This window comes from Pseudarthrobacter sp. NPDC058362 (genome assembly GCF_042723515.1).
Lineage (GTDB): Bacteria > Actinomycetota > Actinomycetes > Actinomycetales > Micrococcaceae > Arthrobacter.
In genome coordinates this window covers 113,664-130,400 of sequence record NZ_JBHXIW010000003.1, presented here as the reverse complement: position 1 = coordinate 130,400, position 16,737 = coordinate 113,664, and the positions used below count along the sequence as shown (strand labels likewise).

The 16,737-nt window shown below is 62.6% G+C and carries 15 protein-coding genes; 4 read left to right on the top strand and 11 right to left on the bottom strand.

Annotation, left to right across the window (positions count from 1 at the left end; genetic code table 11):
* Window positions 1-34: 34 nt before the first annotated feature.
* Complete coding sequence (locus ACFWIX_RS08210) at window positions 35-883, bottom strand: GIY-YIG nuclease family protein (RefSeq protein WP_377215631.1); 849 nt, start codon at window positions 881-883, stop codon at window positions 35-37.
* 264 nt (window positions 884-1,147) lie between these two features.
* On the opposite strand from ACFWIX_RS08210, the gene ACFWIX_RS08205 reads away from it, so the two are divergent.
* On the top strand, window positions 1,148-1,594 hold the full coding sequence (locus ACFWIX_RS08205; protein WP_377215630.1) for a hypothetical protein: 447 nt from the start codon (window positions 1,148-1,150) through the stop codon (window positions 1,592-1,594).
* A gap of 250 nt (window positions 1,595-1,844) precedes the next feature.
* On the opposite strand, the gene ACFWIX_RS08200 is transcribed toward ACFWIX_RS08205, so the two are convergent.
* The 8 genes from ACFWIX_RS08200 to ACFWIX_RS08165 form a co-directional block, all read right to left on the bottom strand.
* Window positions 1,845-2,345 carry a DUF6998 domain-containing protein gene (locus ACFWIX_RS08200; protein WP_377215629.1) on the bottom strand — a complete coding sequence of 167 codons (501 nt, stop codon included), beginning with the start codon at window positions 2,343-2,345 and terminating at the stop codon, window positions 1,845-1,847.
* Window positions 2,346-3,066: 721 nt separating this feature from the next.
* A complete protein-coding gene (locus ACFWIX_RS08195; RefSeq protein WP_377215628.1) occupies window positions 3,067-3,993 on the bottom strand; it encodes a hypothetical protein in 927 nt (308 codons plus the stop codon).
* Window positions 3,981-4,640, bottom strand: coding sequence for a hypothetical protein (locus tag ACFWIX_RS08190; RefSeq protein ID WP_377215627.1), 660 nt, complete (start codon window positions 4,638-4,640; stop codon window positions 3,981-3,983). The genes ACFWIX_RS08195 and ACFWIX_RS08190 overlap by 13 nt, the downstream gene beginning before the upstream one ends.
* Before the next feature lie 506 nt (window positions 4,641-5,146).
* Window positions 5,147-6,433: an N-6 DNA methylase gene (locus tag ACFWIX_RS08185; protein WP_377215626.1), complete on the bottom strand. Its 1,287-nt coding sequence runs from the start codon at window positions 6,431-6,433 to the stop codon at window positions 5,147-5,149.
* Between the two features lie 120 nt (window positions 6,434-6,553).
* Window positions 6,554-6,769, bottom strand: a complete 216-nt coding sequence (locus ACFWIX_RS08180) for a helix-turn-helix domain-containing protein (protein ID WP_377215625.1) — start codon at window positions 6,767-6,769, stop codon at window positions 6,554-6,556.
* Window positions 6,766-9,879, bottom strand: coding sequence for a type I restriction endonuclease subunit R (locus tag ACFWIX_RS08175; RefSeq protein ID WP_377215624.1), 3,114 nt, complete (start codon window positions 9,877-9,879; stop codon window positions 6,766-6,768). Before ACFWIX_RS08175 ends, ACFWIX_RS08180 begins: the two co-directional genes overlap by 4 nt.
* Entirely contained in the window at window positions 9,876-11,045 is a 1,170-nt protein-coding gene (locus ACFWIX_RS08170; protein WP_377215623.1) for a restriction endonuclease subunit S, read from the bottom strand. Before ACFWIX_RS08170 ends, ACFWIX_RS08175 begins: the two co-directional genes overlap by 4 nt.
* 23 nt (window positions 11,046-11,068) lie before the next feature.
* Complete coding sequence (locus tag ACFWIX_RS08165) at window positions 11,069-13,015, bottom strand: N-6 DNA methylase (RefSeq protein ID WP_377215622.1); 1,947 nt, start codon at window positions 13,013-13,015, stop codon at window positions 11,069-11,071.
* 376 nt (window positions 13,016-13,391) lie between these two features.
* Here ACFWIX_RS08165 and ACFWIX_RS08160 point away from each other — a divergent pair, with 376 nt between their 5' ends.
* Window positions 13,392-13,622: a helix-turn-helix transcriptional regulator gene (locus ACFWIX_RS08160; RefSeq protein WP_377215621.1), complete on the top strand. Its 231-nt coding sequence runs from the start codon at window positions 13,392-13,394 to the stop codon at window positions 13,620-13,622.
* Window positions 13,622-14,761, top strand: coding sequence for a tyrosine-type recombinase/integrase (locus ACFWIX_RS08155; RefSeq protein ID WP_377215620.1), 1,140 nt, complete (start codon window positions 13,622-13,624; stop codon window positions 14,759-14,761). Before ACFWIX_RS08160 ends, ACFWIX_RS08155 begins: the two co-directional genes overlap by 1 nt.
* 295 nt (window positions 14,762-15,056) lie before the next feature.
* On the opposite strand, the gene ACFWIX_RS08150 is transcribed toward ACFWIX_RS08155, so the two are convergent.
* Both ACFWIX_RS08150 and ACFWIX_RS08145 read right to left on the bottom strand, forming a co-directional pair.
* A complete protein-coding gene (locus ACFWIX_RS08150) occupies window positions 15,057-15,224 on the bottom strand; it encodes a hypothetical protein (protein WP_377215619.1) in 168 nt (55 codons plus the stop codon).
* A complete protein-coding gene (locus ACFWIX_RS08145; protein ID WP_377215618.1) occupies window positions 15,221-15,490 on the bottom strand; it encodes a helix-turn-helix domain-containing protein in 270 nt (89 codons plus the stop codon). Before ACFWIX_RS08145 ends, ACFWIX_RS08150 begins: the two co-directional genes overlap by 4 nt.
* Before the next feature lie 532 nt (window positions 15,491-16,022).
* On the opposite strand from ACFWIX_RS08145, the gene ACFWIX_RS08140 reads away from it, so the two are divergent.
* On the top strand, window positions 16,023-16,682 hold the full coding sequence (locus ACFWIX_RS08140) for a helicase associated domain-containing protein (protein WP_377215617.1): 660 nt from the start codon (window positions 16,023-16,025) through the stop codon (window positions 16,680-16,682).
* Window positions 16,683-16,737: the final 55 nt, after the last annotated feature.

Below are 16,737 nucleotides of genomic sequence, written 5' to 3'. Positions count from 1 at the left end.
CCAGGCACGGCGTGGACCTGGTGTCATCGATTGATCAGTTTCTGTTGAGGCCGAATTGTCGTGTCATCAGCGCGTCCTTGTAGTGCGACTCCGCTGAATCCACTTCCGTGGAAGGTGTGCTGGGTCCGAACACGCGCAGAAGGCTGAAGACAAAATGCCGGGCGTGGTCTGTCTTTGTAGTCTCTCCGGCTGCGCTGTCGTAGGCAAGCTCGCGCAGCGCAACGTTCCCGCCGTGGCCGTCGCGAGCGTAGCTCGTCCACCGTCCGAGAATGCGCTCAGCACCATCGGCCTTTCCGACATACTGCTTGCCGTTGGTGGAGTCCGTGATGAGGTAGATGCCCTGCACTTCCTTCAAGGCAGTGCGCCAATCGGCGTAGCGGGGGCTCTCTACCATCTCGCAAAGTCGGTGGTAGGTGAGCAACACCCCGTCGAATCCTGGGAACGGTTCCTTGTCCCGGTCAGCGATCTCCAACACCGGCAGGTTCGCGGCGCTGGCGGCGCGCCTGTGCCAGTTCCGCGGGTTGTCCCATTCGATCACCAGCCGGTCATTGAGGGGCGCAAGGAAAGCCGACATGCGCAGGTCGAAGAAGCGGTTCTCATGGCTGCGCTCCGCGGCTATCTCGCCATGGTTCTCCAAGGTGCCCCACAGCCGGGACCGGCGTTTTCCGTCGGCGATGAGGATGACCCAGATTCGGGGAGGGTCCGTGGGGAATTGCCGGGGAGAGAGACCCTGCTCCCTGGTGTAAGCGAGGACCCGTTCCTCGGTCAGGTCTTCGGGACCACGCAGCGCACTGGGGTCCCCGCGCCTGAAGGCATGGCGGATCAACAATACATCCTCCAGCCGGACTCCGGGGTCAAAGTCTGCGCCAATGCCAGACAGCACATGGCCGAGTGTGAGAGATTCGTGCGAAGCCGGCACCGGCGAAACTGTTGTCTCCGCAGCTAAGTCGAGAGGAAGATCAGACACTGCAACACCTTACGTCACGAGCCAGGCGCGGCATTTAGTCGTAGGTGTTCAGTAATGCCCTGCTGGGACTACAACATCCGCAATTTTCGGGGGCGACAGTTGGCTATGCCGCACTCCCATGTCTTCTGAGCGCATGGCAGGGATCCTAGAGATCAGTAGATCCCCTTGTATCTTGTGACCATGACCTTGGACCAAGTGCTTCTCATATTTGTGCCGATCCTGGCGGGCGGGTTCGCCTTGGCCGGCAGTTGGTTCGGGTCGTGGCTGGGGAGGAAAAACGAGCATGGGCAATGGTTGAGGAATCAAAGGCAGGCAGCCTACTCCGAGTTTCTGGGAACATTTGATGTTCTCTACCTAGAGACAGGACGGCCCGAAGTTGTTGACGCCACCGTCCAAAAGGTCCTATTCGACCTGGTGGTGAAGCAAGGCAGGATGACCGTGGTCGGGCCATCCGAAGTCAGGGTGCTTGGCGATCGCTTGGTCGATGATGCTTGGGGGATGGTTCAAGCAGCCCGAGGCGTGGGTCCTGATGCAGGGCAGCGGTATCTACTCCGGGACAAAGCCAAAGTGGCGGCTCAGGAACTCATTGAAGCACTCCGGAACGACTTGAATGTCGTCAAGCGCTAATCCGCGGCCGGCGGTTATGACGACGCATTCGATCTTGCAACAAGCCCTGGTATCGACTTGTGCGGCTTTGACAGTTTCGATTGATCCTAACCAGCTCCACGTGCCGGGGCCGCCTTGTGCCGGACGCTCAACAACTCAAAGCATTGATCCCCTCGAAAGCGATTCCCGATGTGAGCTTGGTGACCTCTGACCGTAAGCAAGGGGCCATTCCGTGTGCGCGCGCAGCATGCTGAACGCCGGGGTGCGAGGTTCAACCCTTTGTGCCAGAGAGTGCCTCGTAAGCCAGCCGGAACTTCGCCGTCACGTCCGTTCCGTGCTGGAGTGCTCGACCTGTCGGAAGCCGAGGTCCCTCTTTGTGTGGGCTCACCAGCCCTAAGAGCTCTTCCCGGGGGTACTCCCGCGCCCAATCCAGCACATTCGTTTCGCGGTCGAATCGGATGCACAGCGCGAGATCGAAATCGATCGAGTCAACGAGCGCAGAGTCAAACTGGAATATGCGGTGCACCCCCTTCGGCAGGGTGCGCGTTTTCACCTGGATCTTGCGGCCCTGCACGTCAGTCAGGTCGTATCCCTTCGTCCCAGGGGGCGCGAGTACACCACCGTAGACCGCCAGCGCCAGCGCTTCGCCGACCTCTCCCTCAATACTGCCGGATGTGCGGGAGACACCGCGACGAATAATCTCCTGTCCGATGCGCGATTGCAGTTGGAGCAGCTCAGAAAGAGTAAGTGCGCTCAGGTTAGGAATCGTCACAGGAGCATCATAGAGTCATGGGCAGGACGGTTCTAGGGCGTCCAGAACAGTCCGTGGCACGGGTGACGAAAGACTTCGGCAGCCTGATCTTCTCGTGTGGGAGGGACCACGTACGCTAAGGCCATGAACCAACGTCCTAGTTCTTGGAGCGTGACCGGAATTGAGCCTCACTAACTGTTTGAAGGATTTCGGCTCACCGGTGCGGGCCTACCTTGAGCGGGTTTCGCCTCGTTAGGAAGCTTCGGCCGGCAACACCTCTGGCGCGCGGATTGCTGCTGGTGAGCTTGGCCTTACCACCCTCGTTGACAGTGAGGTCGTCATTCCACGGATTACAGGTGTTGATGGCACCGTGTCAGGAACGGCCTTCGATTTCCGGGCACGCATCGAACTCGGTGATTTCAATCCGCAGGAATCTGTCGCTGCGGCAGGTATAGCCCGGGCGGCCGACTACGCGAACGATGCCGAGCCGTTGGTTCGGTTCGTGGCAACAGGCATGAGAACGAGCCGGCGTGCGTCGATTTCTGCGGGCACAACACGAGTATCGCGCGGCGGCAGCAGGAGAGGCTCTGAGTCTCGCGAGACCTGATCCGTTGACCTCACGCATTCATTATGTTGGTATCGTCGAAAAAATGAATGAGAGGCAACTGCGAGGTCTGGCAGGTGAGCCACGGGAAAACCGGCTGAAGTTCCTGCACGGATCGGGGGGCAACTGCCCGGCTCGTCAGCTCCAGACGTGGATTTCTCGTTCCATCGCCTCCCACGCCCCCTGACGGACGACGGCCGGAGGGTGTTCCCGGGCGGCGCGCGCCACATCATGAAACACGAACTGCGTCATAGCGCGCATCGTGAGTTCGATGCCGGATGACTGACGCACCTCATCAATCACTTCGACAAACCGGGGGCGGCTTTGATCATCCGTGATATGCGAGAGCGCGTTGCGTCGAGCGTTGAAGTTGTCGAGGTGCTTCCCGACTTCGACACGCTCGGCGTAAGCCATAGTTGAGAGCGTTTCAAGCCGAAGCTGTTTTAGCGCAGGCCCTCCTGAACCCAATTCGGGGCGAAGTGCTTCAGCCAGGCCGTAGCCGCGCCAGTACATCGCAGTCTGCATCATTTCAGGCCAAGGCTGCCCCATCCCCTGAATCGTGATTACGTGCTCGATGAGACCTTCAAACGCTGCACGAACGTTCTCATCGGATGGCGACAATGCAGGCGCAACCGGCAGGTCATCCCCCCTTCGGCCGATCACACTGCCCAGCGTCCATCCGATGATCGTCGGACTGAGGACCGGCGGAAGCGGCGTCTGCATCTTTTCAACTTCGTCCAATGCCCGCGCCATGACCATGGCTTCGAGTTTCGAGGACAGCTCGCCGCAGGCTCCCCCCGCATGCAGGCCGGCGAGCAACCAGGTCGCGAACTGCGAATGTTGTTCCGTCAATGCGAATTGGTCAACGTTGTCTGATATGAGGTAGTCAAGGTCAGAATTCCATTTCCTGTTGTACGCGTCCCCGGCTTCGGCGAGCCACTCGAGCGGCAGGTGAATCGAAGCAAGTTGGTCCTCCAAGGCGTTTTCGTATTTCTTTTCGCCTGAGAGGAGCTTGTAAAGCTCTGCGAACACCAGTGGCACAAATACGCAATTCATTTGTTCCACAGCAGGCGCTCCAACCATTCAGCCAGCGGTTCGAGTGGGCCGCCCCATGCGTCTCCGCGCAGCACCGACTCCGGGATACGTATCAGCCCGAGGTCTTTCAAACTAACCCGCGGAATGACGCCGGACAGGAGAATTTTGCGTAGCCCGTAACCGGCCTGCCCGTTGAGGAAGGCGGCAGCTACTTCGGCCATACGCGGCTCGGCGAGGCGCACCCGGTAGACTCCGGAATCGATGATCGAGCGGTTTTTTGCGACAGTGGCGTTCGCGCGCTCTCCGACCGCCGCTACGAGCAGATCTCCGGCTTCGGCCACAGAAGAGGTAGGCGTCTCGATCATCCATCGAGTGATTGGACGGCCGGCAAGCGCCGACCCGGTCATGACCGGAAGCGCGCCGTCGGCAGGCGCAGTGAGTGTCGCGTTTCGGTCGAACGATTTCCCTGACCTGATCTCGATGGCCAGGTCAGCGAGAGCGACTCCGTCGAAGAGCCGCTCTGGTTCCGGCGTTGCCAACGCGATCTTCCAATCTATCCGTCGTAGATCTGCTGTGGTCCACCACGTTGCAACGGCGTCTTCCTCTTGGCCACGGGATGACGATTCGACCGCGGCCAAGGGGCTGACCATTCGTGCACGGGTTTCGTCATCGGGCATGGGAAGCGGCGCATCACCGATACGCGCCCGTCTTGCCGACAGGGAGTCCGTCAGGAACGCTCGACGGAAGGCCCGTCCAGCAACCGAACTCAGCACTCCCCAGACCCAGTAGGCATCCGTTGGGCCCGTGAACCGGTACGCTGAGAAGCCATCCGACACGGTCGACCCGGACAAGTCTGCGTGCACCATTAGCGCTGGGACGTCGGCCCGTCTCGGGACAAGGACGTCACCGGGCTGCAGGTTCGAGGGATCTCCGCCGACGAGATATCCCGCACCTTGATACTTCGTCGTTCGACGGCGAACACCGCCGTGTACGCGGTCAAGGCCCTCCGGGGTTATCACCTGTGAGCCCTGCTCAACGAAGAGTCGGGGTTCGATCCGGATCCCTATCTCATCCAAGCGAAGCAATGAGCACCCTAACGGCCATTGGAAGGCCCTGGCTACGAGCCGCCCCGGATCCCAGTCGGGCTCATTGCGAAGATCAACGGTCGTCGTTCGGCCCGCGCTCAACGGGCACCGGTTCCGGGATCGTCGATATGAGAGAGCGCCGCCACCATTGCAGGTCCGCCAGGAGCGAGCTGTGTCCTCCAGTCCTCCGAGAGCTGCGCGACGAACGTCTCCCCGGCAGGCAGTTTGTCGACGACCATCAGAACAGTCTGGATCGGCGTGCCGTACGCGGACCCGGAAGGGCATGCAATCAAAGCAGCTACCCGGTACTCATTTGCAAGGTATTCCCGGTATCCCTCAGCGGCAGCCAGGAAGGTCATGCCCGGCGGCAGCTGGAACACTGCGCGGCCTCCCGCCTTCAGGGCACGAAGGCTCACGTCCACGGCCGCAACATCTGCCAGCCGGGTCGAGGAACCGTTCTGCAGTTTGTATGGCGCGCCCAGCCGCAGACCCAAGGGTGGCGCGGTCACGATGACATCAGCTGTCGGCAATGGATCACTGAACGCATCACCGGTTTCGAAGGTGATCTTGGTCGGTGCCGTCTGCCCGATAAGGGAAGCAGCGCGGATCACATTCAGATCGATGTCGCGACCAATCGCCTCGATCATGCGGCCCTCGCGTGCGGCGCGTTCCTGCAACATCCAGAGAAAAGATCCGGAACCACAAAAAGGGTCCATTACTATTCCGTTGAGCTGTTCCCCTACAAGCGAACCTATAGCGGTTGAGATAGCGGGCGGGCTCACGTAGAAGCTCGCGGACCGGTCACGCTCCGCCAGGTCTGCGAGAACGGCTCGCCGGGCCCTCCACAACACGCTCGGATCAACAGCGACCACGTCACCGCTCACCGTCTCGATGCTTGACTGATGCGAGTCGTCCGACGCGGTCTCAACAAAGGCACGCAGGACGGAGCCGCTCAGCTGGCCGTTCCTGCCTCGATTGGCACGCCACCAGACCTGCTGCAGCAGAAGTTCGGTGACCAGTTCAACCGACTTCAGCTCGCCATCCGGACGTCCGCTGTGCGCCGGAGGGCCTTCTGCAGGTTGAAGCGTGCGCAGCCCGTGACCCGCCTGGAACCATCCCTCGTCGGTCAGGACGTAGTGCTCGACCGTTCCAAGCCCGGCCCGAACCTGTGCCAGCTGCGGGAGCGCGCCTTCAGGGCGCAGCCCGTGTTTCATCTCGATGGCCAAGCGCGGGACGATCCCTCTCGTCTCGTCGGCTCCCCAGGCAAGAACATCGGTTTCAAGCCGCACCGCGCCTGGCACCCGCACTTCTGTCTGCACGATGGGATAGCCAAGCCCGCGCAGCTGGTCCACGATCTCTCGGATACGTGCCTGCTCGCTCCGCATGAATTCTCCTATCGTCATTGGGCAACCGGATAAACTAGCACGTCAACTGTGATCGGAGCAAGACCAAGGCTCCGACATGGATTCTCAAGCGCCGGCGGTGGAGACGAAGACCCCACGAACTTATGCGCTGCCCTTCAATTCCAGGGTGAGCCCCAGCGCCTGCGCGATTTTCGCGATGGTCGCGGTCGACACGTCGTGGTTCGTCTCGACGCGCGCTATTGTCGGGCGCGACAGCCCGGACTTCTCCCCGAGCTCCGCCTGCGACCACCCCTGCTTCTTCCGGGCCTCGCGGATGACGTCGCCGAAGCCTTGCTGCTCCGCCTCGCCCATGCTCATCCCGCTGCCGGGTCGGAGCCCGCGTCTGCGTCGGGGCGGTGCTGGGCATGGAGCGCGTCCGCCGCTATGTCGGTGACCTGCCCGATAAAGGCCGGATCCGTCATGTACGACTGGATCTCCTTCGATTCGTTCACTGTCTTCAGCACCGCGAGCCCTACGGCACCGCTGAAGCCTTCGGACGCTTTGAGCTGGGAGAGCGTATTGTTCTTCGCCATCGCCACGGCCTCCTCGTTGACGTCAAGGAAACCCCAGAAGGTCGTGATGAACCCGGCGACGCTCTCGGGGCTGACGTCGACGCCCTTGGCCTTGAACATCTCGTTGACCTTGTCGATGGCCTCGTCAAGGGGTCCTTTCTTCGGCGTGGCGCTGCCAGAGTGCTCGCCGTCGAAGATCGGGAGCCGGATGCCGTCGCGGCTGCCTTCGCTGAGAGAGTGATCCTCCTCGATGGCGGACGGGACGAGCTTGACGCCGGAGAGCTGCACGCCCTCGAGGAAGCTGTCGTCCCGGTCGTCGCCGTCAGCGTGGAGGTTGCGTCCCAGCAGGGTCGCGAGGATGGCGCGGCGGTGCAGCTCCGGGTCCTGGTAGTCGACGATCTGGCTGAGGAACTGCCAGGCGTTGCGGTAGCCAAGGACGTCGGCGCGGAACGACTGCAGCACCTCCTTCTGCTTCTTGTCCTTCGAGAGCACGGCTTGACGCCATTGGCCGCTCCAGCGGTTCTTGATCGGGGCCAGCGCCTTGGCAATCGCCTCACCGCCGGCGTCAGTCAGGAACGCGTCGGCGACGGCGTCCATTTCCTCGTGGGTGTAGAGCCCTGCCGTGTCGAGCCGCTCGCCGAGTGTGATCAGGGCGTTCGGGTCCACGTCACCGTCGACGTGCGCGTCGGAGTAGTAGAGCTTGAAGTCGGCTTGGACGCTCGCCGGGGTGTTGCGGAAGTCGACGACCATGGGCGCGGTCTTGCCAGGGTAGATCCGGTTCAGCCGCGAGAGGGTCTGCACGGTTGCAACGCCGGAGAGCTTCTTGTCGACGTACATGCCCATCAGGCGCGGCTCGTCGAAGCCAGTCTGGAACTTGTTCGCGACGATGAGGACGCGGTAGACGCCCTGCTCGCGGAACGCCCGGCCGACGTCGCTGACGCCGTTCACCGACACCTCTGTGACGCTCTCGCCGTCCTCGTCGGTGAGCGAGCCCGAGAACGCTGCGAGCGTGCGAAGTTCGTACCCCTTCTCGGCGATGTAGGCGTCCATCTTCCGTGACCAGCTCAGCGCTTCCATACGTGAGCTGGTCACGACCATGGCCCGCGCCTGGCCGCCGAGGAGCGGTTGCACGTTCCGCCGGAAGTGCTCGACCACGACCCGGACCTTCTGTGCGATCGCCGTTGGGTGGAGTCTCGCGTAACGGACGATGCTCGAGACCGCCTCGCCGGTATTCACCTGAATCTCGCTCTCCGACTCCTCCCCCTCGAGGGTGTTCTTCACGCGGAGGAACATGTCGTAGGTCGAGTAGTTGGTGAGAACATCGAGGATGAAGCCTTCCTCGATCGCCTGCGCCGTCGTGTACGTGTCGAAGGCCTCCCAGCGCTCTCCGACCTGGGTACCGAACAGACGCAGGGTCTTTCCCTTCGGCGTCGCGGTCAGGGCGACAAAGGTGATGTTGGCCGAGGCCGCGATGGCCGAATCCTTCGCCGCTAGGAGATCCTCAGCGCTGAACTCCTCGTCCGGGTCGAGGTCGACATCGACGAGGAGCTCCTTGAGCTGATTGGCCGCGGAGCCCGACTGGGACGAGTGCGCCTCGTCGGCGACGACGGCCCAGCGCCGGCCCCGCAGCTCCTCGGTGTCCTCGATCAGCTTCATGACCTCAGGAAAGGTCTGCAGGGTGCACGTGATGATGTGGTCGCCCTCGATGAGAGCCTTCTTGAGCTGCGGAGACTTCGCCCCGGACTTCTCGCCCACGGCGACGACGAGGCCCGTGCTCGACTGCACCAGGTTCATGTCGTCGCGGATGTTCTCGTCGAGGACGGTGCGGTCGGTGACGACGATGACCGAGTCGAATGTCGACTTAGAATCGGCGCTCATGTGGCGGATCAGTCGGTGGCTGAGCCAGGCGATGGTCTTCGTCTTGCCTGAGCCGGCCGAGTGCCAGATCAAGTAGCGCTTGCCCGGGCCGTTCGCCTCGACGTCGGCGACCACGCGCTCGACCGCCCGCAACTGGTGGAACCGCGGGAAGACCAGTCGGCCATCGTCCTTGTTGCCGGGCTTGCCCGGCTCGAAGAGCGCGAAGTCCTTGAGGATGCGCATGAAGGTCGGACGAGCAAGGATTTCGCGCCACAGGTAGTTGGTCGATGACCCCGTGGTCGAGGGAGGGTTGCCCTCGTGCCCCTCATTGCCCTGGTTGAAGGGCAGGAAGACGGTGTCAACGCCCTGAAGCTTGGTCGTCATGTAGACGAGGTCGTTGGAGACCGCGAAGTGCACGAGGGCGCGACCGGGGGCGAGGAGCGGGCGGTTCCTGCCGGGCTTGCGGTCTTCCTTGTATTGGCGAATCGCGTGGTTGACGGTCTGCGTGTTGTCGGTTTTGAGCTCAAGCGTAACGACCGGCAGGCCGTTGGCGAGGAGCACGACGTCAATGCTCTCGTTGGTCTTCGTGTCGAAGCGCACCTGGCGAAGGATGCGCAGTCGCACCGAGTCTGCCGCCTCGACAACCTCGGTCAGGTTTGGGTTCGCTGGCGGGAAGGCCATCATCGGGCCAAACTTCGCGGCGGGGCGGCCGATCTGGGCGTAGGAGAAGCCCTTGCGCAGCACGCCAAGCAGGCCGCCGACCGGGTGCCCTGTCGTCGGGTCCATGCGCGTCGTTTTGGCGAGCTCTTTGGTGATGTGCTCGAGGAGCTTCCGCTCAGCGGTGGCCTGCTGCTCGCCGACCAGATCCTCGGGGACGGCCTTCTCGTACTCGTCCGGATACTGGGTGCTAAGCCAATTCAGCACGTCGGCGGGCAGCATCGCCAGGCCTACGTCCCAGCCGATCGGCTTTCCGTCGTCCTCGTACAGCCAGCCCCGGTCGGCCAGCTCGGAACAGAGATTCTCCTCGAACTCGCGCTCCATCAGCTGCGCGTTGCTCATGCGACTTCTTTCTTCTCGATCAGAATGTTCGTAATCAGCGCACCTCGTCGTTCGACCAGAAGCCCTCGAAGCGCCGCAACCTTGTTCTGCATGCGATCGATGCTGGCTGCTACCTCGTCGAGGCGATCTCCGATCCGCTTCTGTTCCTCCATCGGCGGCAGCGGAACTGGAGTCATGTCGAGTGCCGTCTTCGTGACTCGCTGCGCGTTCGGCCGAACACCCGTCCCAATCGTTTCGAAGTAGTCGACATAGCGCGGGCTTCGCAGCAAGTGATGGACATAGCGTGGATAGAACCGTGGCGAGATATTGAAGGCTTTGTAGTCCGGGCTGATGTAGCCAGTCAGAGAGGAGACCCCAAGGCCGCCGTGGTTCAGCCACATCATATTTGCCGCAAGCTGGTCGGGGCGGACCACTCGATACTGCGACACATCCTGCGAAGCTTGCTGCCCGTCGGTTCGAGTGTTCAGTTCGACGCCGCGGTACTCCGAGATCGAGAGAAGTGGACCTGGCGGGTCGTCGCCGTTTCGCTCTGCGCTCTCGGAGAAGTCGTAACCGAACTTCGTGCGCCCCCAGTGCTCCGGGATTCCGTCCAACGGTGAGTGTGCGTCCTCGATGTGCTCGTGGTCGTCCGCGAGCCCAAACACTGCTGCGGTATCCGTGGTCCTCTGCCGAAGAGCGTCCGACAGCTCCTCGAGCTTCGCGATCATGCGGTCAACCTTCACAAGGTTGCTCGCGATTTCGCGCTGGGTATCAAGGTCGGGCAGAAAGACACGCATCGAATCGAGCATCTCCGGCTGCAGGTCCCATTGATTCGGGCGAATACCCTTCGAAATGCTGGCGTAATACCCGACGTGGTGCATCGATCGAAGCGTGTAGTGAAGGAAGCGTGGATCGTCATCTGTCTGCGGCTTATAGACGAAGTACGCCGGGGAAACAATCCCTCGGAGCGAGGACACGCCCAGAGACCCCTGCCAGGTCTTCATCTTGTTCAGGACCAAGTCACCGGGTTCGACGAGCTGGTACGCGGACATGTCCTCGCCGGCGCGGTTCCAGTTGTCGCTGCGGTCCGACTTTCGTATGACGCCGTAGTCGCGATAAACCGAAAGGAGCTCCTCGTTCGGGAATCCAGTCTTCTTGTCGCGCCTGTAAAGCGACCAGAATGGCACTGATCTCCACCCTGCTGCAGACCTCATGACTCGTGCACCTGGGCAAACATGGCGGCAAGGTCGCCCATGATGCGCGACACGTCAGCGTCAATGGCATCCAGTGCCCGCGGCTGGGTCGGCATGTAGAAGAATCGTTTGAACGGGATCTCGTTGCCGTGCTTGGCCTTGCTTGAGTTCCAACGTGCGTTCGGAGCGAAAGGCAGGACTTCACGCTCCATGTGCTCATCCACGTCTTCGGTCATTGGAATGCGTTCTGTAAGCTTCCAGCCATCAGCGACAATCGGCGCTCCGTTCCGTGCAACCGCAAGAGGTGCCGATTCGTCGGGCGTCGCCAGCGCGGACATGGCGGCATCAACCAAGCCCAACGGGGCTTTCAGACCCGCCCGCTTGGCAGCGGCAGGAAATGTCTGCGGCAGGTCATTCCACGGAGTGCCATCGAGTGACTTGAGAACCTCCACGTGGCCCTCCGCGAAGTCCTTGCGGCTTCGCAGCGCTTCGACGACGTCGTCACTGTATTTGGTAGCGAACCGGGCCTGCAGGAAGACCGGAACGTCGCGGAACATGAAGTCTTCACGCGTCAGGACACGAGAGATCGCCGGGTCCGCGTGTTCGAATGCCTCGTACGCCTTGACCAGGATCTCGCGCTGCTGCTGCTGCATCTCCCGGCGCTTTTCACCCATGGGCCTGCGGAGCTGTGACCACTGGCCCGAGCCATCGATGAGCTGAATCTTACCCTTGCGCTCAGGAGCCTTGTTGGTATCCAGGAACCAGACGTAAGTCGCGATGCCAGTGCCGTAGAACATATCAGCGGGCAGCGCGATGACCGCGTCTATCAGGTCCTCCTCGAGCAGCCACTGCCGGATCGCGCTGGGCCCCTTGTCCGCGGCGAACAGAGGCGAGGCGTTCGAGACCACCGCAGCGCGTCCGCCCTGGCCGTTCTTGCCGGCCGGGGTCAGTTTCGAGGCGCAGTGCGCCAGGAAGAGCATCTGCCCGTCGGACGTGCCTGGCAGACCGTGGCTGAAGCGCGAGCCTTCGGTCTTGGCCTGATCTCGCACCGACTTCCCATCAGCCGACCAGTCCATACCGAAAGGCGGATTCGAGAGCACGTAGTCGAAGGTCTGCCCCTTGTAGAGGTCCTCGAGGAGAGTGTTTCCATGCTTAATCGCGTCGGGGCGGCCGCCCTGGATGAGGAGATCAGCCTTACCGAGGGCGAAGGCAGAAGCCATGAGCTCCTGGCCGTAGAGCGTGACGTCAACTTTCTCATTGGTGCGCTTCAGCGCCTCCTGCGCGATGAGCAGCATGCCGCCGGAGCCGGCCGTCGGGTCATAGACCGAGCGCGCGGCGTGGTCAGCCGCGATCATGTCATCATCGCCGCCGACCAGCACGTCGACCATCAGGCGGATCGCATCGCGCGGCGTGTAGAAGTTGCCCGCCGCCTTGCCCTTCTTGTTGAACGCGCGGTACATGACGTCCTCGAACACGTCGCCCATACCCGTGTTGCTGAGGTTCTTCGGGCTGAGATCGAGCGTAGAGAAGTGCTTGACGACGGCATGCAGGCGGTTGGCGTCGGCGAGTACTTTCGCGCGCCGATTGAACTCGAACGAGACCCAGATGTCCGCAATGTTGTTCGAGAACCCGTCGATGTAGCTCTTGAGAGACTTGTCCACGTTGTCGTCGACCGATGCGATCGTCGCCAGGTCCAGCCGGGACACGTTGTAGAAGCCCAAGCCGAACCTGTCCTTGACCGCGATGTCGATCAGGTGCTGGGGCATGTCGGCGAATGAGTCGACATACTTGATGACGTCCTCTTTGCTGTCGGCGAGCATGCACTCTAGGCGACGGAGCACCGTGAACGGAAGGATGTAGTCGCCGTAGTCCTCCTCGTCGACGATGTTGCGCAGGTACTTGTCAGCTGTGTCCCAGACGACCCGCGCGGTCGTTTTCCTGGATGCCTCTGCCAACTCGGCCATACTGCTTGCTCCTGCTGTCGCTGTTATCTCTGTATCAGAGACTTTACACGGAACGATGTATCAGAAACATGACATCTCGCACTGCGTCGAAACGCTTACGGGCCGCTACTGAGGACTGCGTTTGTCAGCGGTCGGAGAAGGCACAGTGACAGTAATCAGCAGCCACCGGCCGCAAGTGTGAGATAAACTGCTACAAGCGCGAAGATCGGCCGCGGGGCCAAGACACAAAGCGCAGGGGCGAGCGGCCCGACATGACAGCCACCCAGACGCTCGCTCCGAGAAGGAGCACGCGGCAACCGGCCGCAGCTCGCCAACGGAACGGCTTTACGACCACGGCGGGCAGGGGCTCCGGATGAAAGATCCGGAGAGGACCGTCATGTCTACCCCCGCATCCGTCATCAGCACACCGTTGCTCGACTCGCTCATCACCTCCGACACGCTCGCCGAGAAGCTCGGTGTCAGCCGCCGAGTCATCGACGAGTGGAGGATCACCGGCCAGGGCCCGGCCTTCATCCGTGTCGGCCGCACGCCCCGGTACCGGCCCGAGGCCGTCGACGCCTGGCTGCTCAGCCAGGAGCACCTCAGCACCGCTGAGGAAGCGCGCTGATGGGCAGCGTGCACCGCGACACCCGTACGAAGAAGCCCAGCTGGCGAGTGGCCTACACGAAGCCCGACGGCCGGGACACGACCAAGAGCGGCTTCCGCACCAGGCGCGAGGCCGAAGCGTTCCTCGCGACGACGGAGGTGTCCAAGCTGCAGGGCAGCTACATCGCGCCCAGTGATGCCCGCGTGACGATCGCGACCCTCGGCGAGGCCTGGCTGGCCGCGCACCGTGCAGCGGTGAAGGACTCGACCTACCGCTCGGACGAGAGCGCCTGGCGAGTCCATGTGAAGCCGCAGTGGGGCACCCGCGCCGTCGGCAGCATCCGGCACACCGAGGTCGCGACCTGGGTCGCGGAGCTCAGCAAGACCAAGTCTGCGACGACCGTCAAGCGCGTGCACGGCGTGCTCGCCGCGATCCTCGACAGCGCCGTACGCGACCGGCGGATCCCGTCGAATCCTGCTCGCGACGTGAGGACGCCGAGGAAAGTCAGGAAGCCCCGGGCCTACTTGACGCTCGAGCAGGTCGAACGGCTTGCTGAACTGTCCAAGTACCCCGGGCTGATCAGATTTCTGGCGTTCACGGGCCTGAGGTGGGGAGAAGCTACCGGCCTGACGGTCAAGCGGGTGGACACGGCCCGTCGCCGGGTCGAGATCATGGAGAACGCGGTCATGGTCGGCGGACAGGTGAAGGTTGGTACTCCGAAGTCTCATCACCGGCGCTCGGTACCGTATCCGGACTTCCTGGACGATACGGTGGCCGCGGCGTGCGCCGGGAAGGATCGAGACGCGCTGCTCTTCCCTTCTGAGCTCGGCGGTTTCCTGCGACCGGGCAACGGGAAGGGCGGATGGTTCCGGGGAGCCGTAAAGCGGGCGCAGGCCGGCGAAGCGCACTTCCCGCACGTCACTCCGCACGACCTGCGCTATACGACGGCGTCACTCGCGATCAGCACTGGCGCAAATGTCAAGGCCGTGCAGGGGATGCTCGGACACGCCAGTGCGGCCATGACCTTGGACGTGTACGCTGACCTCTTCGACGACGATCTGGACACCGTCGCGGAGGCGCTGAGCCAGATGCGCGCGGGGCACCTGATCCGACAAGAATCTGACAAGGGTTTAACTGCGAATCGGGGTGATCAGCCGTGAGCAGTCCGCAGTCGGACGCAGCAACTTTGGCTCCATGACTGGGAAGGCGACCGTTTCCTGCGCTACCGGACCCCGTGACTATTGGTTCAAATCCCACCGTCACCGCCAGCGAAAACCCTCGGGAATTGAACTGCTTCCGGAAAGTTGGACTGAGAAATTCAGTTCTGACTTCCGGGGACCAGTTCAGATGCGGGGGTTTCTGCATTCTGAGGACTGTCGTGCTGCATTTTGGTGCTTGTTTCGAGGAATTGCGGCCGCGACGGGGTGCACGCATGGGCCGCTTATCTGAGCCAGCCTAGTCACGGCTTCCGGAGTCACCCGGCCCCCGTTCCTTGTCCAGGGCTATCCTCCACTGCGCGGCGAGAATGTTGCGTGCCTGTATGACCACCACGTCTTCCGGTGCCAAGCCGACAACCTGGAACAGACGCCCAAGCTTCAGCGCCCCAGAAACGTCAGCATTCATCTAGTCGACTCCTGCAATCCGTGGGTCGACTCCTCGTCCTTCAGCTCCCCGGCAGCGATCCGCTCGGCGGTGCGCCGGTAGGCCTCGGCAATGTAGTCCTCGACGTCGGCGAGGCCGATGCGCCAGACACCGCGCCCCCCGACCTGAATTCCGCGAAGCTCTCCGGTCCTGAGCAGCGCCCGGATCTGGTTTGGGTTCACGTTCAACTCTTCGGCCGCCTGCTCAATAGTCAGGAAGCGACGGGGCTTTGCGGTTTCTTCGGTCACCGGACCATCTTATGAGGCGGCTCAAATTTCGGGTGGTCCGGCGTGCCGCCTGAAACGCCCGCTGGAGGTCCTCGAAATCCCGTCGTGTGTCCACGCATCAGGGTAGTCTGCCGGCCATGATTACTTTCGAACAAGCCCGGCAGATAGCCCTCCACCGGCTCGGGCCAGGCTGGGTTGCTGGCGAGTGCGGGGACTATAAGGTCGCCGGTTACGGCTATGAGGACTATGATGCGTGGATGCTCATCGACGGTGGCCGCCGGCGGCGACCCCGACTGTGTGCTTGTCGGCAAGCCGTGCACGCTCGTAGACAAGCGGACTGGGGAGGTCTCTTTTCCGTCGTACTTGGAAGACCTGAAACGGTTTGACGCCATGACACCTGTCGGCAAACACCCTACAGGCTAGGACCTGTCCGCCAGGCACGGCCGAGGCCGAATTATTTCTCTGTGCTCACGGAAAACCGACCCATGATGCCCCCGGACGCTGACAGCAAACAGCACCTCACCGACGGAAGTCAGGAGCAGATTCAGACACCATGACCACGCACCGAACCGCCCCTCACCCGGAATGGGTGCTTATGTACCGGAAGGGCCTGCCCTCGGCGAAGATCTCCGGACTGTGCGGCGTGCCGTCCAGCACCGTCCGGTTCCATCTGCAGAAAGCAACCGACCAAGAGCCGGGCCTTCGGGAGGAGCACCGCCGTGCCATGGCCGGGGCGAAGCCTGGGCCCAGCCGTGCTGCGCTGAGGAACCTCTCCGACCTGATCGCCTTGCACCAGGCTGAAGAGCGGCTGCCGGCCACCAGCGGGGCGACGGCGCGGGAACGGACCCTAGCCGGTTGGCTGGCCAGATGCCGGCGCGAGGCAACCGCAGGCACCCTCTCCTCCGGCCTCCGTGAGGGCCTCTCGGTCATCCCCGGGTGGGACGGGCCCTCCGCACGGGAGCTCCGGGATGAAGCCCGCTGGCGGCAGCGGTTCCAGGAGCTCACCCAGCTCCGAGCCGGCGGCGGCGACTGGCCCCGGCACCAGAAAACCGCTGACGAGCAGGAGCGGGCCCTCGGTCTCTGGCTTCACGGCCAGCGCATCAGCGCCCGGCACGGCCGGATGGATCCGGCGAAGGTGAAGCTCCTGGACAGCAGCGTTCCCGGGTGGCGGGAAGGACGGGGCCACCGCGGCGGCCAACGCTCGAACCACTGACGTCCCCTCAACTACCGTACTTCTGCGGAGTTCCAGGAGCTTCTATCAAGTTCTA